The organism is Streptomyces rugosispiralis, assembly GCF_024505145.1.
Taxonomy (GTDB): Bacteria; Actinomycetota; Actinomycetes; order Streptomycetales; family Streptomycetaceae; genus Streptomyces; species Streptomyces rugosispiralis.
Map to the genome: position 1 here is coordinate 769106 of NZ_JANIAA010000001.1, position 22427 is coordinate 791532.

A 22427-nucleotide genomic window follows, 5' to 3' on the forward strand; every position below is an offset into this window, starting at 1 on the left:
TCAGCCGGTGTGCACCGCGTAGGACGTGTCCCCGCACGCCGGGTCCTGGACATGCCGGGCCCGCCGTCCGCGGCCGCCGAACCGGGAGCCGAGCCAGCCGAGCAGAAACCCCGCCGGAATGGTGATCAGGCCCGGATTGCGGAGCGGGAACCAGTGGAAGTCGCGCTCGGGGAAGACCGCGAGCGGGTTGCCGGAGATCGCCGGGGAGAAGGCCATGGCCACGCCGGTGAGCAGCAGCCCCCCGTACAGCGCCCAGCGCAGTCCGTTCACCGTGAAGCCGCGCCACAGGGTGCCGTAGAGCACGACGGGCAGCAGGGCCGAGGCGGCGGCCGCGAAGGTGAAGGAGATCAGGACCTGCCGGTTCCAGTGCTGGGTGGCGATGGCGAGGACGACGGCCGCGACGCCGACGACCACGATGGCCGTACGGGCGGCGGCCAGCTCCCGGTTCGCCGAGAGCCCGCCCTTGAAGACGACCTTGGCCAGGACGTCATGGGCGAGGGAGGCCGCGGCGGCCAGGGTGAGTCCGGCGACCGCCGCGAGGGTGGTGGCGACGACCGCGCAGGCCACCACGGAGAAGAGCAGACTCTGGTCGGCCTCCTGCGCCGCCGGGTCCAGGGCGAGGGTGAGCAGCAGCAGCGAGTCGCTGCCCGTGGGGTCGGCGGCGCGCAGTGCGCGGGCGCCGACGACGGCGGTGGCTCCGGCGCCCACGATCACGATCAGCCCGAGGATGGTGGTGACCGCGCCCACCGCCCAGGTGGTGGCGGCGCGGGCGGCCCGCATGCCGCGGATCGGGTGGAGCCGCATGGTGAGGTGGGGCATGCAGGCCGCGCCGAGGGCGAGGGTGAGCTGGACGCTGATGACGTCAAGACGGCCGCTGAGGGAGTCCCCGTACTGGCGGCCGGACTGCCAGAAGCCGTCGCCGTAGCCACTGGCGTCGGCAGCGGCGTCGAAGAGGGTGGCCGGGTTCCAGGAGAAGCGCTTCAGCACCAGACAGGCGAGCAGGACGAACGCGGCGAGCAGCAGCACCGTCTTGAGGATCTGGACGAACCCGGTGCCCTTCATCCCGCCGAGGGCGGCGTAGCAGACCATGAGCGAGCCGATGAAGACGGTGCAGCCGGTGACCGCGCCGCCTCCGGGGATGCCGAGCAGCAGCGCCAGCATGGCGCCCGCGCCGTTGAGCTGGACCAGCAGCAGCGGCATGACGACCACCAGCACCACGACGGCGGTGCCGGTGCGGGCGGGGCGCTCGCTCAGCCGCTCGGAGAGGACGTCGCCGAGGGTGAACCGCCCCCGCCCGCACAGCGGTCCGGAGAGGACCAGCATGAACATCAGGATGGAGAGCACGGTGGAGGTGGCGATGAGCACGCCGTCGAATCCGGCCAGGGCGATGGTGCCGGTGGTGCTGAGCACGGTGGCGGCGGAGATGTAGTCGCCCGCGATGGCCAGGCCGTTCTGCATCGGGCTGAGCGCGCCGGTGCCCAGGTAGAACTCGGTGGGGTCGTCGTTGCCGGTGGCCGCGAGGATGCACAGCAGGAACGAGACCGCCATGAAGCCCGCGAAGAGCACGAACGCGAGCGTTCTGGGGTCGAGGAAGCTCACCGCTCCCCCTCCCCCGTGACGCCGGCCCGGCGGTGGGACCGGGCCAGGACGGTGAGCAGCACCGCCGTGTCCAGGCCGATCAGCATGGCGCCCACGGTGAACCCGCCGCCCGCGCCGAGGTTGACGACGCCTTCGGCGGCGCAGTTGACCACCACGGCGGCCATATGACAGGTGAGCGCGGTGCAGGCCGCCCGCGCCGGCCAGGGCCACGGCCGCTGCCACGGTGAGCGCCGTGTCGGCGGAGGCGGTGGCGCGGGGCGGGGCGGGAACGTGGCGGTGCGGGACGGGGTGGAAGGAAACGGACCCCAGGGGCGGTCGTGGTCGGACATGTCGCGGCTCCTTGTGCGGGCTCCGTCCCGGGTCGCCGGGACGGAATCGCCACGACAGCAGGTCAGAAGGGTCGCGTACAGCCCAACCGGCGGACCGTGTGACGGGCGCACATGATCGGCGCGGGGCCGTTGTGCACGCCCACATCGGCTCAGGCGGACGGGTGGGTCTCAGGACGTCAGCAGCCGGTGCGCGGACAGCGCGAGCGACAACTCCACGACCTCGCGCGGGTGGTCCAGCGAACGGCCGGTCAACTGCTCGTAGCGGCGCAGCCGGTTGAGCACCGTGTTGCGGTGGCAGAACAGCAGCCCGCCCGCGCGGCGCGCCGATCCCCCGGCCTCCAGCCAGGCGGCCAGCGTCGTCAGCAGCGTCTCCCGGTCGGTGGACTCCAGCGCCAGGACCGGTCCGAGCATCCGCTCGGCGAGTGCGGTGCCGAGGTCCGGGGAGCACACCACCAGCGCCTCCGGATAGCGCTCCTCCAGCAGCGCCGCCGACCCGGCGGCCGGGCGGGTGCGCAGCGCCGTATCGGCGAGTCTGCGGGCCGTGTTGATCGCGGCGAGGCCGGTCACGGCGGGGCTGACCCCGGCCCGTGCGCCGGGCGGCAGTTCCAGCCCGCGCACCAGCCGCTCCACGCCGGTGCCGCCGTCGCCGCCATTGCCGTCGCCGTCGCGTTCGCCGTCGCCGTCGCCGTCGCCGAGCAGCACGATGGCGTGGGCGGTGCCCTCCGCCGTGTGCCAGACCGTACGGAGTCCGTCGCCCACCTTGACGGAGTGCGGCGTCCGGCACGGTGCGTCGGCGTCCTCCAGCGCCACGACCGCGTAACGCCCCTGTTCGGGCAGGCCGAGGACCTGCTCCGCCTCGGGGAAGTCGCTCACCCGGGCGGTGCCGTCGAGCAGGGCCGCGACGATGATCCGGTAGCGGTTCTCGCGGTGCCAGGAGAGCTGCCGCTCGACCTCCTGGTAGGCCGTGGCGACGAGGGTGCAGTGCTCGTCGACGAAGTTCCACACATCGGCGGCGACATGGACCAGCGACTGGGCGCCGAGCGGGTCCTCCTTGGACGCGGTCTCCAGGAGTTGCTCCCAGACCACGGTGCAGCCGATGCGGTACGCGTGCAGCAGGGCGTCCAGCGGAAAGCCCTGGGCGGCGCGGTCGGTGCCGATCCGCCACGCACAGGACCTGGCGGATTCACGCGTCTCCTTCGGGTGCACCAGCGAGCGCACATTGTGGCTGAGCGAGTCATGGACCTCCCGCCACACCTCGTGCGGGTCCACGGCGGCGGAACGGTAGGCGGGCTCCCGCTCCTTCATCAGCGCGACGATACGGTCCGTCAGCCGTGGCACCTCCTCGATGAGCACCCGGGCGGTGCGGTGCAGCAGCGCCACGGTCTCGCCGTCGGCCCGGGACCGGATCGGCGGGCGGGCGGCGGGCATCCGGGGCGTCGTCCGGACCCGGTCGGCGGACAGGCGGGGGGCGCGGCCCATGGCGGGGACGGAAGCGCGGGAGCCGGTGACTGGGTGCATGGACGTTCCTCCACCTGTGACGGGCAATGCGCAGCTCAACGCGGCAGCGTGAGGCCACGGCCAGGTTTGTTACCAGAGCCTGCATGGCTATTGCACCATCGGCATACCGGCGGGTCGGTGTCTTCCGCGAATTCTCCCGGCGCCCACCGGGTGGCGAGGCGAGCCGCGGGATATGCTGTCGATCACTTGAATCTTCGGGGGGAGAGTTCCGCATGCTCGATCGTCTGGCGGTCCATGAGCTGATCCACCGCTGGTGGTTCGCCTTCGACGAGGGGCAGTTCGACGTCTGGCCCGAGCTGCTGACCGAGGACATCCACATCACCTCCCGCTCGGACACCGGCAAGTCCCCGTACGAGGAGTACATCGCCTCCGACAACCGGGGCCGCGAGCAGGTCATCGCCTGGCAGCGGCAGCACCGCGAGGCGGCCGGCTATCCGCTGCGCCACAACGCCTCGAACATCCATATCGAGCGGGTCGACGGCGATGACATCTCGGTGGTGTCGTACATGTACGCCACCAACATCACCGACGGTCAGATCACCCCGATCGCCGGCGGCGTGGTCCGCTGCGTGGTCCGTTCCGACGGCGCCGCCTACCGCCTCGCGGAGCTCCACACCGTGCTGGACACCCATGCGGTGGCCTTCACCGAGCGCCAGGCGTAGCGATGGCGGCGGTCACCTCGAAGAGGTGACCGCCGCTCCCCCGTGTGATCCCTTGTCGGCTCTGCCGACCGTGTGGCTCCGGGCTTACCAGCCCTTGGTCACGCGGTAGGCCTTCAGGGATCCGCAGTTCGATCCGTAGGTCCAGGTCGACTGGTTGTCGATGCCTCCGGCCCAGTCCACGCACTTGCCGCGCCCGTCGCCGTACACCGGGCCCGCGTACGAGGTGTACGCGCCGCTGTCCTCGGCCGACTCGTCGGCGCCCTGAACGTACAGGTAGGCGAACATGGGAACCGGCTTGCCCGTGGCGTTCCGGACGGTGACCACGCAGTTCTTGCCCTTGGCGGAGTTGTAGGTGAGGAAGACGGTGCCCTTGGAGCCGATGGGCGCCGTGTTCACCACCTTGTACCCGCTGCCGCACACCCCGTTGTACGAGGCCGTGGCGGTGGCGGACGCCTGCGGCGTCATAGCCACGGTGCCCGCGATGGCGGTGGCGAGGACCGCGGTGGCGGCCATACGGCGAGAAAGATTCATTTGTCCCCCTTAATGATTCTTCATGGGCGTAGGCGCTGTTTGCGTCTGCCTAGGGAGACATGCGGAGATGGCGGATGGTTGTACGCCGTCATGACCCGGCTTACGGCGGCCCGTTGAACGCACGGACCGGGCCTCCCGTACTCCTCGGGACGGGCGAGCCGCCCGTCGCCGCACCGACCCCGGAGGGCCGCACCGGATGATCTCGTACCGCACCGCCGCCGTGGGCGCCCTTCTCGGGGCCCTTCCCTGTCTGTTCACCGCGCTGGCCGCTCAGCCCGCCCAGGCGCACGGGGCGCCGACGGACCCGGTGAGCCGGACGTTCGCCTGCTCACCCGAGGGCGGGGGCGCGGCGCGGTCGGCGGCGTGCTGGGCGGCCCGAGCCGCCAACGGCCCGGAGGCGGCGGACTGGGACAACCTGCGGATCGCGGGGGTGGCGGGCAAGGACCGGGAGCGGATCCCGGACGGAAAGCTGTGCGGCGGGGGCCTGGAGGCGTACCGGGGTCTGGACCTGCCGCGCGCCGACTGGCCTTCGACGCGGCTGTCGGCCGGGGCGGACCTCACCCTCACCTACCGGTCGACCATCCCGCACACGGGGACCTTCGAGCTGTATCTCACCAAGGAGGGCTACGACCCGACGCGGCCGCTGAAGTGGTCCGATCTGGAGGCGAAGCCGTTCGCCACGGCCGAGGACCCGGCGCTGGTGGACGACGCGTACCACATCAAGGCCACGCTGCCCGCCGACCGGACCGGCCGTCAGCTGATCTACACCATCTGGCGGAACACCAGTACCCCGGACACCTACTACTCCTGCTCCGACGTGGTGTTGGGAGCCCCGGCGAAGGGCTCCTCGGACGACGCGTCCCCGCCGTCGTCCGAGGTCGCCGTCCCGCCGTCCCGGGCGGCCGCGGCGCCCTCCCGGGCCGCCTCCGATGCCTCCCGCGCCACCTCCGCCGCCGACGAAGACGACGGGAGCAGCACTCCGGTGCTGCTCGCCGGTGGCGCGTCCGTGCTGGTGCTCGGCGCGGGTGTCGCCGCCACCGTACGACGGCGACGCCCAAGCCGCTGACCGGCCCTTCCGTACTGGCAGTTCGTCACCGGTAGCCGTGCCGGGCCGTGACATGGCGCGGGTAGTAGCGCTCGTCGGGCGCGGGCCGGTACTCCTTCCAGCGCGGGGTGTCGCCGGTGGGCTGGTCGCCGAGTACGGTCACCCGCTGCCCCCTGCGGGGCCCGGTGTAGTCGTTGACGGCCAGGTGCTGGGTGGCGCGGTTGTCCCACATCGCGACGGCGCCGGGCTGCCAGCGGTAGCGGCAGTTGAACCGGGGCGACTCGGAGTGCTCGAAGAGGTACTGCAGCAGGGCGTCGCTCTCCGGGCGGCTGAGCTGCGGGATGTGCGAGGTCCACATGCGCGTGACGTACAGCGAGCGCCTGCCGGTCTCGGGGTGGATCCGCACCACCGGGTGTTCGGCGGAGTGTTCGCCGGTCTGCGGGGTGTTGAGGACGTGGACTGCGGTGAGCCCGTCGAGGAGTTCGCGCATCGGCTCGGAGAGCGTCTCGTAGACCAGGTACTGGTTGCTCCACATGGTGTCGCCACCGGAGGCGGGGCACACCTGGAGATGGAGGATCGAGGCGACCGGCGGATTGGGCTGGAAGGTCACGTCGATGTGCCACTCGTCGGCCTTGGCACCCTGGTCCGCGTCCAGCACGACGATCTCGGGATGGCCGTCCACCTTCGGCAGGAACGGATGGACCTCCAGCTCCCCCAGCCTCCGCCCCAGGGCGATATGCGCCTCCGGGGTGAGGTGTTCCTGGTCCGGGAAGAAGACCACGAGGTGCTTGAGCAGCAAGTCATGGACGCGCTCGAAGAGTTCGTCGGTGAGCTCGGTCAGATCGACACCGCGGATCTCCGCGCCGAGCGCTCCGGAGACGGGGGTCACGACCAGTTCGGGAGTGGGCATGGGAATCCGTCCTCACATGGGTTGCGGTCGGCCGGCCGGTGCGGCCGGCACTCGGTGGGCGCGCGGATCGGGGAGGAGACCGAGCTGCTGCAGCCGGTCCAGCAGGGTCAGCGGGCGTGGGCCGAGGCCCGACATGTTGTGGGTGACGGTGTGCAGCAGCCTGGGGTTGGCGCCGGTGTGACGCACGGCCCGGCGGCCCAGGACCCGGCCGCGCCACGACAGATCGGTGACCATCCGCGCCGCGTTGCCGCTGGTCGTGGCCGCCTGGGCGAGCAGCGGCAACTGCCGGTCGTGGTAGTCGCGCAGTGCGCCGTCCACGGCCACGGCCGACATCTCGCCGATGCGCTCCAGATGGCCCGCCAGCCGCTCGGCGAGGGCACCGGCGCTGGTGATGGCGGTGTTCATGCCCTGCGCGGCCATCGGGTGTACGGCGTACGCGGCCTCGCCGACCAGCGCGAGGCCGCGGTCGGCCAGCCGGGGCGACAGCAGCCGTCCGACGGGCAGCGTCTGGCGGCTGTCGAGATGGGCGAGCAGGGGCGCGGTCAGCGGTTCCAGGGCGGGCACCTGGGACAGCGCCCTGGCCGCCCAGCCGGCCAGTCCCCGGCGTGCCGTGACGCCGCGCAGCTCATCGGGCCCGGCCTGGAGGTAGAGCCGCAGCCGGCCGCCGGGCAGCGGATAGAGCAGCCGCAGCCCCCGGTCGGTGACATACGCGGAGAAGTCATCGGCCCGCGTCGCCGCGTCGGCGTCGCCGATGTCGAACGAGACCAACCGGTGCGGGTAGTCGACCCGCCGGGCCTCGATGCCCGCCCAGGACCGCAGCCGTGAGGAGATGCCGTCGGCGGCGACCACGAGCGGGGCCCGCTCCTCGTGCACCCTGCCGCCCTCCGCCAGCCGCAGTCCGGTGATCCGTCCGGAGTCGTCGCGCAGCGGCGCCTCCGCGCGCACACCCCGGCGCAGTTCCACACCCGGCCCGAGGCTCTCGGCCAGGGCGGCGAGGATGGCCGTGTGGTCATGGGCCAGCAACCACTGGTCGGGAGCGGGCAGTTGGCCGTAGTCGAGGGACATCAGCGCGGTGCCGCGCGGATCGCGGACGACCAGCCGTCCGAGCCGGACCGCGCCCCGGGCGTCGAGCCGCTTCTCCACACCCCAGGAGCGCAGCAGGCGCAGCGCGCCCGGCTGGAGCACCTCGCCCTTGGCGATCGGGCGGATCCTCGGCTGCTTGTCGACCACCAGGACGTCCAGTCCGAGGCCGCCGAGCGCACGGGCCGCCGCGAGGCCGCCGACGCCCGCCCCGCACACCAGCACATCGGGGCTCATCGCCCGCCTCCTTCGCCAGGGCCGGATTCGCGAGCGGTGCCGCGAGTGCCGGATTCGCGGGTGCCGGATTCACGAGCGCCCGCGTCGCGAGTGCCGGGTCCGCGAGTGCCCCCCGCGTCCCGGGTGCCCGTTCCGCGGGGGGCTTCCACGGTCTCCGCGGCCTCCGCCGAGCGGTAGTGGGCGAGGGCCCGCACCGCCAGTCCGGCCGCGATGCCGTCGTCGGCGTAGCGCGCACAGCCGCGGATGTACTCGTTGACCGGGGCCGGGGTCCAGCCGCCGTCCGCCCGCTGGGCGTCGACGAGCCGGCGGGCCGCCGCCGCGAGGGCCGGGTCGGTGGGGCTCAGCCCGGCGGCGAGCAGCCCGCGCAGCGCCCAGGCGGTCTCCTCGACGGTGCCCCGCCGGGTGGTGCCGGGCCCGGAGCGCTCGCCCGTGCCCCACGAGCCGTCGGGGTGCCGGGTGCGCAGCAGCCAGTCCCTGGCCCGGGCCGCCGCCCGGTGGTGTTCCTCGGTGCGGCCCGCCCGGCTGAGGGCCTCCAGCGCCGCGGCCGTCCCGGGCGTGCCACCGCGGTACCACATGGCCTCGTACGAGCCGTCGGGTCGCTGCCGGCCGACCAGCCAGCGCACCGCCCTGACCACGCGCGGGTCGGTGGCCCCGGCCCCGGAGTCGAGCAGGGCGCCCACGGCCTTGGCGGTCATCTGGGGGCAGGGTCCGAAGCCACCGGGTTTGCTGTTCCGCACGGCGAGGCTCCAGGACCCGGCCGCGTCCTGGGTGGCGGTCAGCCACGCCAGCCCGGCGCGCACATGGCGGTCGTCCGCGCCGCCGGGCAGCCGCAACAGGATGGCGCTGGACTCGGCCGTCTCCAGGGCCATCGGCCAGCTGCGCGGGCTGGAGAACCCCCAGTAGCCGGCCGGGCAGCCGAGCGCGCCGAACGGCTCTGGCTGCTGGTGGCGGTGGAGCGTCTCGCGGGTGCCGATCAGCTGGGGGTCGTCCGCGTGACCGGCCTCGATCAGCGCGGCGGTGGCGAAGTTCGTCCAGGTCACGTCGAGGGGCATCAGATCCCAGGAGCCGTCGGGGTTGGCCGCCGAGCGGAGCCAGCGGGCGGCGGCGCTCACCAGGTCGGGTGCCTGGCCGGAGCGGGCGAGGCCCAGGCAGATGAGTCCGGTGAGCCAGGGGTCGGTGCTGAACCCGCCGGTGGCGCCCTCGCGTTCGTACGCTTCACGGACGATGGCCAGGGCCCGCGGCCGGGCCAGCCGGTCCAGGGCGCGACCGGCCGGGCCGCGGCGGCGGTGGGCGGACTGGGCGAGCGCCTGGCTCGCGTAGATCGGCAACCGCAGGCTCAGCAGGCGGCGGCTGAGGCCGGGGAAGAGCAGCAGTTCCAGGGGGAGTCGGCGCTGGGCGCCCTCGTGGGGCAGTCCGGCGAAGGTGTGGAACTGGCGGATGAGGGCGGTCATCGCGGGTTCCGGGACGGCCGCGGAGCCGCCGAGCTCAGCGAACCGGGCCTGTGCCGCGCGTACGGCCGACGCCGCCCGGCGAGGGGCGAGCAGGTGGAGCGCCGCGGCGGCGAGCGCGGTGGTGAGCGGTTCGGTGGGCACCGAGCGCATGGCCCAGCCGCCGTCGTCCCGCTGAGTCTCGCACAGCCAGGTGACACCGCGTTCGATGGTCTCCGCCGAGCCCTCGGGGTCGGCGAAGTGCAGTGCGGTGAGGGCTCCGGCGGTGTTCAGCGGGGAGGCGTGGTGCGCGCCGAAGACGAAGGCGCCGTCGTCGCGCCGGTGGGCGAGGAGCGCCTCGGCACCGGTGGTGACGGCCGCGCCGACGCTCTCGGTCAAGGCGGAAGCGGGCATGCGATCGGACCCTTCTGGTGGTGGCGCGGCGGCTCAGGGGCGGGGATCGGGGAGGGTGGGCCCGCCGTCGGCCAGGGGCGGCGCGGGGAACTCGTGGCGGGACCGCATCCGGCTCTGGGTGATGACGCTGACCGCGAGCAGTGGCGTCAGCAGCGCCAGGGCGGGTGCCGCGCCGGCGCCCGCGGCCACCACCGCCGCGGCCAGCACCAGGCGTTCGGCGACGAGGACGGCGTGGGCGCGCAGCGCCAGCGCGGGGGCGAGGTGCCCCGGTGACCGCAGCAGCAGCCCGAAGGCGCCCGCGCCGCACAGCGCCGCCGCCGACAGCAGTACGAGATACCCGGCCGTGTCCCCGGGCACCAGCCCGGTGGCGGCGCAGGCCACGGCCACGGCGGCCAGATACAGCGCGGCCGCGGTGTGGGTGGCGCGCCGGAGGCCCCGGCGCACCGGCACGGTGGCGTAGCCGCCCCGGCGGTCGCCGTCGACGTCGCGGAGGGTGCCGACGAGGTTGGACGCGGTGTCATGGGCCAGGAACACCAGGGCGAACGGCAGCGCCCGCCATGGTGGCCACGGCTGGACGGCCATCGCGCCGAAGAGCACGGTGAGCGCGGTCAGCACGCCGCGGATGAGATTGCCCGGCAGGCCGCGCCCCTTGAGGACCCGGCTGTAGGCCACGATGCCCGCCATCGCGGCGGCGGCCACGGCCACGGCGCGCCAGTTCGCCCACAGGGCCAGCGCGGCGACGGCCACGATGCAGCCGACGCCCGCTGCCACGGCCGTGCGCGGGCTCAACCGTCCCGAGGGTATGGGCCGTTGGGGCTTGCTGAGCGCGTCGAGGTCACGGTCGTAGTAGTCGCCGAGGTAGTGGCCGGCGACCCAGCCGAGGGTCGGCGCGGCCCAGGCCACCATGAGCTGGCCCGTGGTGGGGTGCGCTCCGGCGAGCGTGGCTCCGGCGAGTCCGACCAGCCCGGGATACCAGAGGGTGTACGGGCGCCAGGTCTGCAGATGGGCCAGGAGTGCGGTGCGCGGGGCCGCCACGGCGTCACCGGTCCCGGCTGACCGACAGATCGGCCACCGCCGCGAGTACGGCGGTGGCCCGGGAGCGGGGCAGCGGCTCCAGACAGGACTTGGCGCGGTCGGCCTGGGCCGTGGCCCGGTCCCGGGCGGCGGTGAGCGCGCCGGTCGTCTCCAGCAGCTCGCGCACCGTCCGCAGCGCGTCGGCGGCGGGCAGGGCGCCGCCGAGCGCCGCCTCCAGCCGGGCGCGGGCCGGGGCACCGGCCATGGCGTGGCAGAGCAGAAGGGGGAAGGTGGGCCGGGCGGCCGCGATGTCGCTGAGCGCGGACTTGCCGGTGGTGCGGCTGTCGCTGGTGTACGGCAGCAGGTCGTCGTGCATCTGGAAGGCCAGCCCCAGGTGCTCGGCGTAGGAGGTGAGCGCGTGCTGCTGGGCGGGGGATCCGCCGCCCAGGATCGCCCCGCCCCGGCAGGCGGCCCGGAACAGCGCCCCGGTCTTCAGCGCGCTCATGGTGAGGTAGCGGTCGAGTCCACAGCCGAGGTCGCCCCTGAGCTCGCCCTCCATCGCCTGGCCGCGGCACAGGTCGACACCCGCCCGAGCGAAGACCCGAACCGCGCCGAGGACCCGGCCCGGCGGCAGCCCGCCGGCGTCGTCGGTGAGCAGCCCGCCCGCGTCGTCCGTGAGCGGCCCGCCCGCGTCCTCGGTGAGCGGTCCGGTGTCCTCGGCGCCGTCGGTGAGCACGCCGAACATGCCCAGCATCAGGGCGTCCCCGGTGACGATGGCGTCGGTGGTGCCGTAGCGCGCCACGACGGACGGCCGGCCCCGCCGCATGGTGTCCCCGTCGATGACATCGTCGTGGACGAGGGACCCCACATGGAGGTACTCCACGCTCAGCGCGGCCGGGACGACGGCGGGTCCGCCGCCGCCCACCGCCTCGGCCGACTCCATGAGCAGCAGCGGGCGCAGCAGCTTCCCGGCCGGGAGCAGGGCGTACCGGGATATCCGGTGGAGGCGTTCGGCTTCCCGCGGCCAGCGCCGGTCGAGCTCGCGCAGCAGGAGCTCCATGGTCGGGGCGGCCTCGGCCAGCGGGTCGGCCAGCTCGGTGGCCGCGACGTCGGGCAGGGTCATACGGACGCCTCCCGGTACTTCCCGGCGAGCTCCGCGAACGCCTGGTTGGCGTCGGGCTCGGCGACGGTCACCCGTATCCCCTCACCCGGTTTGCCGCACACCACCACGCCGTGGTCCGCGCAGAACTGGGTGAAGCGCTCCACACCGGACGTCATGGGCAGCCACAGGAAATTGCCCTGGCTCGCGGGCGCCTCCCAGCCCTGGCCGAGCAGGATCCGGTGGAGCCGGTCGCGCTCCTGGGCGGTCTCGGCGCACTGCCGGAGCACCCGCTCATGGGCGCCGAGCGCGGCCAGGGCGGCCTCCTGCGCCACGGCGCTCACCCGGTAGAAGGGCAGGATCGTGCGGAGCGGGGCGAGCACCGGCTCATGCGCCACGAGATAGCCGACCCGCAGGCTGAGCAGCCCGTACGACTTGGAGAACGTCCGTACCACACAGACCCGTTCATCGGCGCGGTGCAGGGCGATGCCGTCGGCGATGGCGCCCGGGTCGGCGAAGTCCCGGTACGCCTCGTCGATGACGACGGTGACGTGGGCGGGGAGCCGGTCCAGGAAGCGAAGGATCCGGTCATGCTCCAACGCGGTGCCGGTGGGGTTGTTGGGGGTGCACAGCAGGACCATGCGGGTGCGGTCGGTGACGGCGTCGGCCATCGCCTTCAGATCGTGGTCGTATCCGGTGAGCGGCACCCGGACGGTGGTGGACCCGGCGTTGGCCGCCATCATCGGGTACGCCTCCCAGGAGGGCCAGGCGTGCACCGTGTCGGTGTCGGGTCCGGTGCGGGTGGAGAAGAGCTGCTGCAGCAGCGCGCCGGAGCCCGGTCCGGCGAGCACGTGCTCCGGCTCCACTCCCAGATGTGCGGCGAGGGCCTGACAGAGCCCGCCGCCGAGGGCGTCCAGGGTACGGTGGGCGGTCCGCGCGGTGCGCAGGACGGCGTCCACCACTTCGGGAAGCGGCGGGTGAACGGTTTCGTTGAGCGACATCTGATGGAACGGATTGTTCTCCGCGACCACCGGAGTCATGCGATTCCAGCCATCATGCATCGGGCACCATCCATCCATTCCAGCGGGGATTCGGGCGGAGGGAGGAATGTCACCGCGCCCGGTTCCCCATGCCGGTCCGGCCGGGCCGATGGGAAGGAAACCGTCGTGGGCGGGCTATGACCGAACGGTCGGCCAGTGCGGGTGGGGCCGTGTCCGATCGGTCAGTTCAATGGGCTAGTACGGGCGAAATCCGTCACCATGATTTTGACGGCCTATCGATCACGCGTCCAATTAAAGTCTTTCGGGAATTGATAAACGATTTCTATCTTCCTGTGGTGATCGAACTTCGCCAGCTCACCGTGCTCGCAGAGGTCTGTCGCTCCGGCTCGTACAGCGCCGCGGCGGACCACCTCGGTTACACCCAACCGGCCATCAGCTATCACATGCGTGCGCTGGAACGTGCCGTGGGCGTGCCGCTGACGGTCAAGGCGGGACGGGGGGTGCGGCTCACGCCCGCGGGCCACAGACTCGCCGAGCGGGCCCGGGGAGTGCTGGCCGGGCTGCGGGAGGTGGAGAACGAGTTCGAGGCGCTCGCCGCGCGCACCCGTGGCCGGGTGCGGATGTCCTCGGTGCAGAGCGTCTGTGTCGCCGTGCTGCCCGCGGCGCTGGCCCGGCTGGGCGCCTCCCGTATCGAGGTGGAGGTCGAGCTGGGCCAGACCGCCTCCCATGACGCGTACCGGCTGCTGGACGCGGGCGAGACGGATCTGGCGATCGTCGCCGACGACGAGCCGGGAGCGGCGCAGGAGCCCGCGGGAACCCCGCTGCGGCGGGTCCCGCTGCTGGTCGACCGCCGCCATGTGCTGCTGCCGCGCGGCCATGCGCTCGCCGGGCGGCGCAGTGTCCGCCTCGCCGATCTGGCGCGGGAGCGGTGGATCCTGGAGCGGGACCGCGAGCGGCTGCTGCGGCGCTGCGCGGAGGCGGGGTTCGAGCCCCGGGTGGTAACCACGACCGATGACCAGGCGACGACGCTGGGCCTGGTGGGCGACGGGGTGGGGATCGCCCTGATGGACGGTCTCGGGCTGCTCCCCCGGCCCGATCCGCGGGTCGAGCCGCGCCCGCTGGACGACTGGCCCCGGCGCCATGTCTGCGCGCTGCTGCGGCCGGAGGCGGCCAGGGTGCCCGCGGTATCCGCCCTGCTGGAGGCGTTGCGGGCGGTGGCGGTCGAGCAGTCGGGGGGTGCGGTGGAAGCGGCGACGGCTTGACGCCGGGTCCAGCGCATCCGGCACCGGGCCCCATCGCGTCCGGCGTCAGGTCCATCACGTCCGGCGCCGGGTCCATCACGTCCGACGCCGGGGCTCTCATGCGCCGCCGGGGCTCTCTCGTTCGCCGCCCACCAGGCCGTGAGCCCACCTCACCCGACGTGGTTCAGGCTCAGGGCCGGTTCATCCACTCTGGGCCAGGCTCAGGGCCCGGGCGCCGGGGGCGCAGCTCTCGTGGAGGGCGGCCAGTTCGGCGGGCGGCAGGGTGGCGGCGGCCGTGCCCCGGCGGTCGCCGTCGAGCAGGGCGCGTCCGGCCGCCAGCCACTCCGGGAGGGGTTCCACCCCGAGGTGGTGGGCCAGCCGGGTGAGCTCGCGCTCGGGCGCGTCGAGCAGGCCCTCGTACGACAGGGACATCCGGATCGCGGCGGGGAGCCGCGACAGATGTCCCAGTCCCTCGACGATCGTGCTCGACCACAGCTCGCCGAACTCGGCCACGGGCACGGCCCGTTCGTACAGCGGCCGCAGATCGGCCTCGTCGTCGCTGAGCAGCGCCGCGAGACCGGCCGGAAGGTCCTCGGTACCCGTGGCGCGCTCCGTCATCAGCTGGATCAGCCGGAATCCGGGGTGGCGGCTCATGGAGAGCGCGCAGTCGGCGCCGTCCCGGTGGAGGTGGACGAACCGGGCTTCGGGGAAGACCTCCCTCAGCCGGGGCACCGACCGCAGCGAATAGCCGGACCGCTCCACGACGGCCCGTCGGCCGAACCGCTCCCCCAGCAGGTCGAACAGCGCCTGGTAGTGATCGGCCACCGGCGCCGCGGGCCGCCGGGACAGCCCCGGCTCCAGCGCGTCGAACAGCGCGTCGGGGTCGTCGGTGAGATGAGGCAGCGTCATCATGCTCACCGCCGGAATGCCCCCACCCGCCACCGAGAACCGGCCCTTGACATGCGGATACCGGTACTCGGGCAGCGGGATGCCGTCGCGAATGACCCGGTTGGCGAACGACCGCGGAGTGGCGAGGATCCGCCAGAACTCCGCCCCGGTCAGCGGTGCCTCGGGCAGCGCGTCCGGCTCCAGGGAGGCGATCAGCTCGCTCACGCTCAGCAGATCCGGGTGCAGCCGCAGGATGCGCGACAGCGCGGTCGAACCGCATCGTCCGGTCCCCACGACGAAGGTCAGCGGCCGTACGGTCACCCCAGGTGCCCCTTCCGTCTCCGACGACTACCGGCCTCCCTACCCATCGCCGCCCCCGCGCACCCCCGGCCACTCCCGTCACTCGTGGGGTCCCCTCGTCACCAGTTGTCTCCCCAGGCGCTCTTGAGGTCGGCTCCGCGTGACCGTACGTTCCACCGGACGGCCACCACAGGACACACCCCCCACACCGCCGGGTCCGACACTTGAGGCCGTCACCGCACCTTCAAGACCTTGGAGGAGCCATGCCCGCACCTGTGTTCAGCCGCCGTCACGGTATGCGCGCCGCGGCCGCGGCGGCCGTCGCGCTTCCGCTCGCCTCCCAGCCGCAGAACGCGGCCGCGGCCGCCCCCGTCACCCCGATCGCCTCCGCCGACGGCTCCCGACTGGCCGTCATGACGTTCAATCTGCGCTACGCCAGTGACGCCGAGCCCAACTCCTGGGGGCAGCGCCGCCCCGTCATGCGGGAGCTGCTGCGCCGGGCCCGGCCCCATCTGCTGGGTACTCAGGAGGGGCTGTACGGCCAGCTGCGCGACATCGCCCACGACCTCGGGCAGCGCTACTCCTGGATCGGCACCGGACGGATGGGGGGCAGCCGGGACGAGTTCATGGCCGTCTTCTACGACACCGGGCGGCTCGAACCCCTGGAGTACGACCACTTCTGGCTGTCCGACACCCCGAATGTCATCGGCTCCAACACCTGGGGCGGCGCCGTGGTCCGGATGGTCACCTGGGTGCGCTTCCACGACCACCACACCGGCAAGGAGTTCTACGCCCTCAACACCCATCTGGATCACCGCAGCCAGAACGCCCGTGCGCACTCCGCCGCGCTGATCACCGAGCGGCTCGGCGGTCTCGACCCCGCGCTCCCCCGCATCGTGACCGCCGACTTCAATGTGGCGGCCCACGGCAACCCGGTCTACGACGCCATGCTGGACGGCGGCACGCTGGTGGACACCTGGGACGCCGCCGAGCGGCGCGGCCCGCTGTACGGGACGTTCCACGGCTTCGGCCCGCTGGTCCCGGACGGCGACCGGATCGACTGGATCCTGACCTCACCCGGGGTGCGCACCCGCCACGCCGTCATCGACACCTACTCGCGGGACGGCCAGTTCCCCAGCGACCATCTGCCGGTGCGGACGGTCCTGGAGCTGTAACGCGGGGCTCCCGCAGCGCCCGGATCCCGGCAGCTGATGCCCCTCAGCGTCCGGGCGCCTCCGCGGAGAGCGCCCGCAGCCGCACCAGAGTGGCCACGGCCAGCAGGGCCACACAGCCAGTGAAGATCAGCCCGGCGGACCGCAGCCCGACCGCGACCGTGAGCGCGCCCACGCCGATCACCGGAATCGAGATCGCCAGATACATCAGCACGAACAGGGCGGAGGTGACCTCGGCGCGGTGGTCGGCCGGGCTGCGCTCCGTCACCACCCGTACGGCCGCGTGGAACGACAGCCCCTGTCCCGTCCCGGCGATGACGGCGCCCAGCACCAGCAGTTCCAGTGACGCGATCGCCAGCGAGACGGCGATGGCCGCCATACCGGCCACCAGCACCGCGCATCCGCCGGGCAGCGAACGTCCGGGGCCCAGCCGCCCGCCCAGCGCCTGCCCGGCGATCGAGGCGGCGAACACCGAGAAGGCCACGGCACCGGCGACCGCCAGATTGTGCTCCCCCTCCACCTCGCTCAGGAACGTGGGCGACACCGAGGTGAACAGGCCCAGCGTGGCGAAGCCCGCGAACCCCGCCATGGCCGCGGCCGTGAACGTCGAGCGCATCTCCTTGGGCACCCGCAGCCGCTGCGGCCTCAGCGGCGGACGGCTCCGCCTCCGTACGGTCTCGGGGAGGGCGAGCACCACGGCGGCGCCCACCGCCACCAGCACCAGGTCCACCACGAACACCAGCTTCAGCGGGGCCGGGGCGTACTCCGCCAGCACGCCCGCCAGCAGCGGGCCGAGGCCCAGCCCGCCCAGATTGGCCGCGGTCGCGAGGAGGGTGGCGCCACGGCGCCGGCGCTCGGGTGCCAGCTCGATCACCGTCACGGTGGCGGTGCCGGTGGCCAGACCGGCGGACAGCCCCGACAAGGTGCGGCCCGCGAACAGCTCCGGCAGTCCCTGGGCGAGGAGGAAGCACACCGCGCTCAGGCCCGACAGCACCAGCGCGGCCAGCATGACGGGCCGTCGCCCGATGAAGTCGGACACACTTCCGAGCAGCAGCAGCGCGACGATGACCCCAGCCGCGTACACGGCGAAGATCACCGTGACCATGAACGAGGAGAAGCCGAACTCCCGCTGGTAGAGCGAGTAGAGCGGAGTGGGCAGCGTCGTACCGCACATCGTGACCACGAAGGCGTAGGCGGCCGCGAGGTACGGCCATCCCCTCTCTCCGTCGTCCGCATCATCACGGCGGCTATCCATACGACCCGATTCCACCACAAAACACCTGTCCGTCACATGCGCTGGCGCGCCGCCCCCCGCCTGGCGGGTTACGTGCGGTAGCGGCGCAGATCGTTATTCGGCCGTCATCGCATGCGGCAGGATGGCACCTCACGCCGGAGCCGTACACATGTGCGCCCGGCACCCCCCGTAGAACCCAGGCACGAACAGGTGACAAGGTGATTCCACAGAACTCCAGACCGGAGGCCGCCCCGACGACGGCATGCCGCACGGCCGCTCCTGACGCGCTCTCCGGTATAGCGGGCGGTGGCCGATGAACCGGGCTCTCACCTTGCACGATGTCATCGTTGTCGGAGCGGCGCTGGTCTGCGGCGCGGCCGGTGGTGTGCTGTTGCGCGTGGCGCTGCGCTGGCTGGGTGAGCGGGCCCGCTCCACCCGGTGGAGCGGTGACGACATCATCGTCGACACGCTGCGCACCCTGGCCCCGTGGGCGTCGATGGCCGCCGGTGTCGCCGCCGCGGCCGCCGCGCTGCCGCTGACCCGCACGGTCCGCCATGACGTCAATCAGGCGCTGGTGGCGGTGCTGATCCTGGTCACCACGGTCACGGCGGCGCGGGTGGTGGCCGACCTGGTGCGCTCGCTGGCGCTGTCCCGCTCCGGGGTGGCGGGGACGGCCAGCATCTTCGTCAACATCACACGGATCGCCGTGCTGGCGATGGGTGTGCTGATCCTGCTGGAGACGCTGGGCGTCTCGATCGCTCCGCTGCTCACCGCACTGGGCGTGGGTGGTCTGGCGGTCGCCCTGGCACTGCAGGACACCTTGGCCAATCTCTTCGCGGGGGTGCACATCCTGGCCTCCAAGACGGTGCAGCCCGGCCACTACATCCGGCTCAGCAGCGGGGAGGAGGGGTATGTGGTCGACATCAACTGGCGCAACACGGCGGTGCGGCAGCTGTCGGACAACCTCGTCATCATCCCGAACGCCAAGCTGGGCAACACCATCATGACCAACTTTCACCAGCCCGAGCAGCAGATGTCGGTCATGGTCCAGGCGAGGGTCGGCTACGGAAGCGATCTGGACCATGTCGAGCGGGTGACCATCGAGGTCGCCGGGAAGGTGATGTCCGGGGTCGAGGGCGGCGTCGTCGACCACGAGACGAGTGTGCGCTTCCACACCTTCGGAGAGTCCGGCATCGACTTCTCGGTGTTTCTGCGGGCCCTGGAGTTCAGCGACCAGTACCTCATCAAGCATGAGTTCATGAAGGAGCTGCACCGCCGGTTCCGCGCCGAGGGCATCGAGATCCCGCTGCCCACGCGGACGCTCGTGCTGCCCGATCAGGACCGGGCCCCGCTGCCGGGCCGACCGGCGATCTGACGCTCCCAGCGGTCAGCGGTCAGCGGTCAGCCGTCAGCCGTCAGCCGTCAGCCGTCAGCCGTCAAGGCAGCAACCGCCGCTCGGTGGCCACCGCCACCGCCCCGGCCCGGGTCTCGACCCCCAATTTCCCGTAGATCCGTCCCAGATGGGTCTTGACCGTGGCCTCGCTGATGAACAGCTCCCGGGCGATCTCCCGGTTGCCCAGACCGCGGGCCAGCTGCCGGAGGATGTCGCGTTCCCGTTCGGACAGCCCGGGGCGCGGGCTGCGCATCCGGGCCAGCACCCGGTCGGCGACCGGGGCCGACAGCGCGGTACGGCCGGAGGCGGCGTTCCGGATCGCCGTGAACAGCTCCTCCGGCCGCTCGGCCTTGAGCAGATAACCGGTGGCCCCGGCCTCGATGGCGCGGGTGATGTCGGCGTCGGTGTCGAACATGGTGAGCACCAGCACGCGGGGCGCGGGCGGATCCCCGGAGACCAGTCGCCGGGTGGCGGTCACCCCGTCCATCCCCTCTCCGAGCTGCAGGTCCATCAGCACCACATCGGGCCGGAGCCGGGTGGCCATGGCGAGGGCCTCCTCGCCACCGCCCGCCTCGCCGACCACCTCGATGCCGTCGGTGCTGGCCAGCAGCGCCCGCAGTCCGGCCCGCACCACGGCGTGGTCGTCGCAGAGCAGCAGCCGGATGGCGGCCGCGGACGACGGGGACGAGGGGGACGAGGGGGACGAGGGGGACGAGGGGGACGAGGGCAGGGTCTGGCTCATGGCGTGGTCTCCACGGGACGGTCGGGGACGAGGGCGGGAAGGGGTTCGACGGGGATCGCGGCCGAGACGACGGTCCCCTCGCCCGGTGCGGACTCGACGGTGAGCGTGCCGCCCAGCTGCCGTATCCGGGCCCGCATGGCCGGGAGCCCATGGCCGCGCGAACGGTCCGCGCCGGGGGCCGGGACGGCGTCGGAGTCGAAGCCGCGGCCGTCATCGGCGATGTCCAGACAGATCTGGTCACCCAGGCAGGTCAGGGTGAGCGCGGCCCGGCTCGCCCCGGCGTGCTCCCGCACATTGGCCAGCGCGCCCTGGGCGATGCGCAGCAGCGCCGCCGCCACCCGCTCGGGCAGCGGGCCGAGCGGTCCGTCGAGCCGGAAGTCCACCGCCGGTCCGGCGCCGCTCTCCCGTTCGGCGAGCGCGCCGAGCGCCTGGGCCAGGGAGTGCTCGGCGAGGTCGGCCGGGGCCAGGTCCTGGACGAACCGGCGGGCCTCGGCGAGGCTGCGGGACGCGATCCCCGCGGCGTTCCGCATATGTCCCCGGGCCGCCTCCGGGTCCGTCTCCCAGGTGCGGTCGGCGGCCTGCAGCAGCATCCGCTGGCTGGACAGGCCCTGGGCGAGGGTGTCGTGGATCTCCGAGGACAGCCGCTGGCGTTCGGCCAGGATCCCCGCCCGCCGCTCGGTCGCGGCCAGGTCGCGGCGGGTACGGACCAGGTCGTCGATCAGCACCCGCTGCCGGGCCGACTGACGCCGCAGATGGATGAGGACGGCGGCGGCCACGGCGGCGATGGCGGGCGGCGCGATCAGCGCGTTGGGGTCGAAGCCGTCGTGCATGAACCGCAGTTTGGACGCGACGACCAGCGCGGTGAGCACGGCGGCCAGGGGCACCGCGAACCGGGTGGGCAGGGTGTGCAGACCGGTGAAGAACAGCGGCATGGCACACCAGGCGGCGCTCGGCGCGAGGAGCAGCAGCGCGACCCATGCGGCCAGTACCGCGGTCAGCCAGACCAGATAGCGGCCGGAGGGCCGGCCGCCGGGGCTCGGCGCGGGCGCCGGCCACCGGCCGGGCAGATAGAGCGCGCCGAAGGTCACGAAGAGGGCGATGACCCAGCCGTTGGGCGCGCTGCCGGTGTCGCGGATCAGATAACGGATCAGCGAGGACCCCAGCAGCAGGAAGAACGCGATGTGCAGGACCGCCGTCAGCCACCGCTCGTCCGGGTCGTCCGGCCCGTCGGACCCGGACCGCCCGGACCACGCCGACCACGGTGCCGACCACGCCCCCGGCCGCCGGGTCCACCCGGATCGCCCGCCCGCCCTGACCGCCGACCGCACCCCGGCCCCTCCCCTGCTCTCCGGTCCACCCGGTTCTTCTGCGATTTCCTCTTGGGTTCGCTTCGGTTCGCTCCCTCAGCCAGTCCTAACGCGCCGGACCGGAGGCCGCATCATCCGATCGGTTGATACGGCGATCACCCGGACCGCCTCCTGACCGGGGCCGCTCCGCCGATCCCCGCCGCCGCCACCGCGCCCAGGCTGGTACCGACCACGACGACGCGGGAACACATGGGCCGCCAGACCACCGTGTCCCCACACCAGCACGAGAGAGTCCCCATGCCCACGAAGAACCTCAGTGTCAACCGCTCCGCCCTCGGCCACCGGGTCTCCTACGCGCTGCGCCATCCGCAGCGCGTACCGCGCCATATGGTCCGCGCCACCCGGGACGCCTGGCTGCGCTACCGCTACCCGGACCACGTCGCGTACTACCGCGCGGTGATGCGGTCGGACACCCGCACCAGCCCGGAGGTGGCGGTCGGCAGCCGCAGCCATGAGCGGTGGCTGGCGCTGGGCGCGATGCAGTTCGACTATCTCCTCGGCCACGGGCTGCGCCCGGAGCACCGGATGCTGGAGATCGGCTGTGGCAATCTGCGGGCGGGCTGGCGGTTCATCAGCCATCTGGAGCCGGGCCACTACTACGGCATCGACATCTCGCCCGACATCCTGGCGGCCGCGCAGGACACTGTGGTGCGCCAGGAGTTGCAGGGCCGCCTGCCCACCCTCACGCCGGTCCGCGATCTGACGCTGCGCTTCCTGCCCGACGCCCACTTCGACGTGGTGCACGCGCACAGCGTGTTCTCGCACTCGCCGCTGCCGGTCATCGAGGAGTGCCTGGCGCACGTCGGACGCGTCATGGCGCCCGGCGGCTGGTTCGACTTCACCTTCGACCGCACGGAGGGCGTGGAACACCAGGTGTTGCGGGAGGACTTCTACTACCGCACCGAGACGCTCATCGCCCTGGCGGAGAAACACGGTCTGGCCGCGCGCTTCATGGCGGACTGGGAGGAGCTGCCGCACGGCCAGTCGAAGATCCGCGTCACCCACCGCGAGGGCGGACGGGCGTCCTGACCCGACGGGCGGTCAAACCGGATGATCCGCCTCGGAACACCGAGGCGGATCCGGTGCTTCCCCGGGACAGGCCGACTATTCGAAGACGCATTTCCTGCGGCATATGTTGCCTTGAGGGCCTGTGACACACTTCATATCGCCCTACACGGGACAAAATCGTTGCTAGAGAGTGCCGTAGACTTTTAGTACGTACTG

The 22427-nt window shown here is 72.8% G+C and carries 20 protein-coding genes; 6 read left to right on the plus strand and 14 right to left on the minus strand.

Annotation, left to right across the window (positions count from 1 at the left end):
• The 3 genes from NP777_RS03470 to NP777_RS03480 form a co-directional block, all read right to left on the minus strand.
• The gene (locus NP777_RS03470; protein ID WP_256648497.1) at positions 1 to 1599 is read right to left on the minus strand and encodes a sodium/solute symporter; all 1599 of its coding nucleotides are present in this window, start codon (positions 1597 to 1599) and stop codon (positions 1 to 3) included.
• Positions 1596 to 1928, minus strand: coding sequence for a hypothetical protein (locus NP777_RS03475; protein ID WP_256648498.1), 333 nt, complete (start codon positions 1926 to 1928; stop codon positions 1596 to 1598). The genes NP777_RS03470 and NP777_RS03475 overlap by 4 nt, the downstream gene beginning before the upstream one ends.
• 168 nt (positions 1929 to 2096) lie before the next feature.
• Positions 2097 to 3446 (minus strand): PucR family transcriptional regulator, encoded by a 1350-nt coding sequence (locus tag NP777_RS03480; RefSeq protein ID WP_256648499.1) that lies wholly within the window; start codon positions 3444 to 3446, stop codon positions 2097 to 2099.
• 212 nt (positions 3447 to 3658) lie between these two features.
• On the opposite strand from NP777_RS03480, the gene NP777_RS03485 reads away from it, so the two are divergent.
• The gene (locus tag NP777_RS03485; protein ID WP_256648500.1) at positions 3659 to 4108 is read left to right on the plus strand and encodes a nuclear transport factor 2 family protein; all 450 of its coding nucleotides are present in this window, start codon (positions 3659 to 3661) and stop codon (positions 4106 to 4108) included.
• 84 nt (positions 4109 to 4192) lie between these two features.
• Here the strand turns inward: NP777_RS03485 and NP777_RS03490 are convergent, their stop codons facing one another.
• Positions 4193 to 4639, minus strand: coding sequence for a spore-associated protein A (locus tag NP777_RS03490; RefSeq protein ID WP_391858446.1), 447 nt, complete (start codon positions 4637 to 4639; stop codon positions 4193 to 4195).
• Between the two features lie 196 nt (positions 4640 to 4835).
• Here NP777_RS03490 and NP777_RS03495 point away from each other — a divergent pair, with 196 nt between their 5' ends.
• Positions 4836 to 5705: a lytic polysaccharide monooxygenase auxiliary activity family 9 protein gene (locus NP777_RS03495; protein WP_256648501.1), complete on the plus strand. Its 870-nt coding sequence runs from the start codon at positions 4836 to 4838 to the stop codon at positions 5703 to 5705.
• Positions 5706 to 5730: 25 nt separating this feature from the next.
• Here the strand turns inward: NP777_RS03495 and NP777_RS03500 are convergent, their stop codons facing one another.
• The 6 genes from NP777_RS03500 to NP777_RS03525 are packed head-to-tail and all read right to left on the minus strand — an operon-like array spanning position 5731 to position 12905.
• The gene (locus NP777_RS03500; protein WP_256648502.1) at positions 5731 to 6594 is read right to left on the minus strand and encodes a TauD/TfdA dioxygenase family protein; all 864 of its coding nucleotides are present in this window, start codon (positions 6592 to 6594) and stop codon (positions 5731 to 5733) included.
• 12 nt (positions 6595 to 6606) lie between these two features.
• Positions 6607 to 7911 (minus strand): FAD-dependent oxidoreductase, encoded by a 1305-nt coding sequence (locus tag NP777_RS03505; protein WP_256648503.1) that lies wholly within the window; start codon positions 7909 to 7911, stop codon positions 6607 to 6609.
• Positions 7908 to 9752 (minus strand): prenyltransferase/squalene oxidase repeat-containing protein, encoded by a 1845-nt coding sequence (locus tag NP777_RS03510; RefSeq protein ID WP_256648504.1) that lies wholly within the window; start codon positions 9750 to 9752, stop codon positions 7908 to 7910. The genes NP777_RS03505 and NP777_RS03510 overlap by 4 nt, the downstream gene beginning before the upstream one ends.
• Before the next feature lie 33 nt (positions 9753 to 9785).
• On the minus strand, positions 9786 to 10787 hold the full coding sequence (locus tag NP777_RS03515) for a UbiA family prenyltransferase (RefSeq protein WP_256648505.1): 1002 nt from the start codon (positions 10785 to 10787) through the stop codon (positions 9786 to 9788).
• A gap of 4 nt (positions 10788 to 10791) precedes the next feature.
• Entirely contained in the window at positions 10792 to 11889 is a 1098-nt protein-coding gene (locus NP777_RS03520) for a polyprenyl synthetase family protein (RefSeq protein ID WP_256648506.1), read from the minus strand.
• Entirely contained in the window at positions 11886 to 12905 is a 1020-nt protein-coding gene (locus NP777_RS03525; RefSeq protein WP_256648507.1) for an aminotransferase class I/II-fold pyridoxal phosphate-dependent enzyme, read from the minus strand. The genes NP777_RS03520 and NP777_RS03525 overlap by 4 nt, the downstream gene beginning before the upstream one ends.
• 296 nt (positions 12906 to 13201) lie before the next feature.
• Here NP777_RS03525 and NP777_RS03530 point away from each other — a divergent pair, with 296 nt between their 5' ends.
• Positions 13202 to 14128 carry a LysR family transcriptional regulator gene (locus NP777_RS03530; protein ID WP_256648508.1) on the plus strand — a complete coding sequence of 309 codons (927 nt, stop codon included), beginning with the start codon at positions 13202 to 13204 and terminating at the stop codon, positions 14126 to 14128.
• A gap of 180 nt (positions 14129 to 14308) precedes the next feature.
• Here the strand turns inward: NP777_RS03530 and NP777_RS03535 are convergent, their stop codons facing one another.
• Positions 14309 to 15316 carry a sulfotransferase family protein gene (locus NP777_RS03535; RefSeq protein ID WP_256648509.1) on the minus strand — a complete coding sequence of 336 codons (1008 nt, stop codon included), beginning with the start codon at positions 15314 to 15316 and terminating at the stop codon, positions 14309 to 14311.
• Between the two features lie 242 nt (positions 15317 to 15558).
• Between NP777_RS03535 and NP777_RS03540 the strand changes: the two genes are divergently transcribed.
• A complete protein-coding gene (locus NP777_RS03540) occupies positions 15559 to 16470 on the plus strand; it encodes an endonuclease/exonuclease/phosphatase family protein (protein ID WP_256648510.1) in 912 nt (303 codons plus the stop codon).
• A gap of 43 nt (positions 16471 to 16513) precedes the next feature.
• Here NP777_RS03540 and NP777_RS03545 read toward each other — a convergent pair whose 3' ends face one another.
• Positions 16514 to 17722, minus strand: a complete 1209-nt coding sequence (locus tag NP777_RS03545) for an MFS transporter (RefSeq protein ID WP_256648511.1) — start codon at positions 17720 to 17722, stop codon at positions 16514 to 16516.
• A gap of 292 nt (positions 17723 to 18014) precedes the next feature.
• Here NP777_RS03545 and NP777_RS03550 point away from each other — a divergent pair, with 292 nt between their 5' ends.
• Complete coding sequence (locus tag NP777_RS03550) at positions 18015 to 19076, plus strand: mechanosensitive ion channel family protein (RefSeq protein ID WP_256648512.1); 1062 nt, start codon at positions 18015 to 18017, stop codon at positions 19074 to 19076.
• A 61-nt stretch (positions 19077 to 19137) separates the two neighbouring features.
• On the opposite strand, the gene NP777_RS03555 is transcribed toward NP777_RS03550, so the two are convergent.
• Entirely contained in the window at positions 19138 to 19836 is a 699-nt protein-coding gene (locus NP777_RS03555; protein ID WP_256648513.1) for a response regulator, read from the minus strand.
• Positions 19833 to 21164: a sensor histidine kinase gene (locus NP777_RS03560; protein WP_391858447.1), complete on the minus strand. Its 1332-nt coding sequence runs from the start codon at positions 21162 to 21164 to the stop codon at positions 19833 to 19835. Before NP777_RS03560 ends, NP777_RS03555 begins: the two co-directional genes overlap by 4 nt.
• Before the next feature lie 276 nt (positions 21165 to 21440).
• On the opposite strand from NP777_RS03560, the gene NP777_RS03565 reads away from it, so the two are divergent.
• Positions 21441 to 22232 (plus strand): class I SAM-dependent methyltransferase, encoded by a 792-nt coding sequence (locus NP777_RS03565; RefSeq protein ID WP_256648514.1) that lies wholly within the window; start codon positions 21441 to 21443, stop codon positions 22230 to 22232.
• Positions 22233 to 22427 lie beyond the last annotated feature (195 nt).

What these genes read in the sequence shown, in the direction of transcription:
- NP777_RS03475 (WP_256648498.1), bottom strand. Translation starts at nt 1,928, where the DNA reads ATGTCCGACCACGACCGCCCCTGGGGTCCGTTTCCTTCCACCCCGTCC.
- NP777_RS03480 (WP_256648499.1), bottom strand. Translation starts at nt 3,446, where the DNA reads ATGCACCCAGTCACCGGCTCCCGCGCTTCCGTCCCCGCCATGGGCCGC.
- NP777_RS03485 (WP_256648500.1), top strand. Translation starts at nt 3,659, where the DNA reads ATGCTCGATCGTCTGGCGGTCCATGAGCTGATCCACCGCTGGTGGTTC.
- NP777_RS03490 (WP_391858446.1), bottom strand. Translation starts at nt 4,639, where the DNA reads ATGAATCTTTCTCGCCGTATGGCCGCCACCGCGGTCCTCGCCACCGCC.
- NP777_RS03495 (WP_256648501.1), top strand. Translation starts at nt 4,836, where the DNA reads ATGATCTCGTACCGCACCGCCGCCGTGGGCGCCCTTCTCGGGGCCCTT.
- NP777_RS03500 (WP_256648502.1), bottom strand. Translation starts at nt 6,594, where the DNA reads ATGCCCACTCCCGAACTGGTCGTGACCCCCGTCTCCGGAGCGCTCGGC.
- NP777_RS03505 (WP_256648503.1), bottom strand. Translation starts at nt 7,911, where the DNA reads ATGAGCCCCGATGTGCTGGTGTGCGGGGCGGGCGTCGGCGGCCTCGCG.
- NP777_RS03510 (WP_256648504.1), bottom strand. Translation starts at nt 9,752, where the DNA reads ATGCCCGCTTCCGCCTTGACCGAGAGCGTCGGCGCGGCCGTCACCACC.
- NP777_RS03520 (WP_256648506.1), bottom strand. Translation starts at nt 11,889, where the DNA reads ATGACCCTGCCCGACGTCGCGGCCACCGAGCTGGCCGACCCGCTGGCC.
- NP777_RS03525 (WP_256648507.1), bottom strand. Translation starts at nt 12,905, where the DNA reads ATGACTCCGGTGGTCGCGGAGAACAATCCGTTCCATCAGATGTCGCTC.
- NP777_RS03540 (WP_256648510.1), top strand. Translation starts at nt 15,559, where the DNA reads ATGCCCGCACCTGTGTTCAGCCGCCGTCACGGTATGCGCGCCGCGGCC.
- NP777_RS03545 (WP_256648511.1), bottom strand. Translation starts at nt 17,722, where the DNA reads ATGGATAGCCGCCGTGATGATGCGGACGACGGAGAGAGGGGATGGCCG.
- NP777_RS03550 (WP_256648512.1), top strand. Translation starts at nt 18,015, where the DNA reads ATGAACCGGGCTCTCACCTTGCACGATGTCATCGTTGTCGGAGCGGCG.
- NP777_RS03555 (WP_256648513.1), bottom strand. Translation starts at nt 19,836, where the DNA reads ATGAGCCAGACCCTGCCCTCGTCCCCCTCGTCCCCCTCGTCCCCCTCG.
- NP777_RS03565 (WP_256648514.1), top strand. Translation starts at nt 21,441, where the DNA reads ATGCCCACGAAGAACCTCAGTGTCAACCGCTCCGCCCTCGGCCACCGG.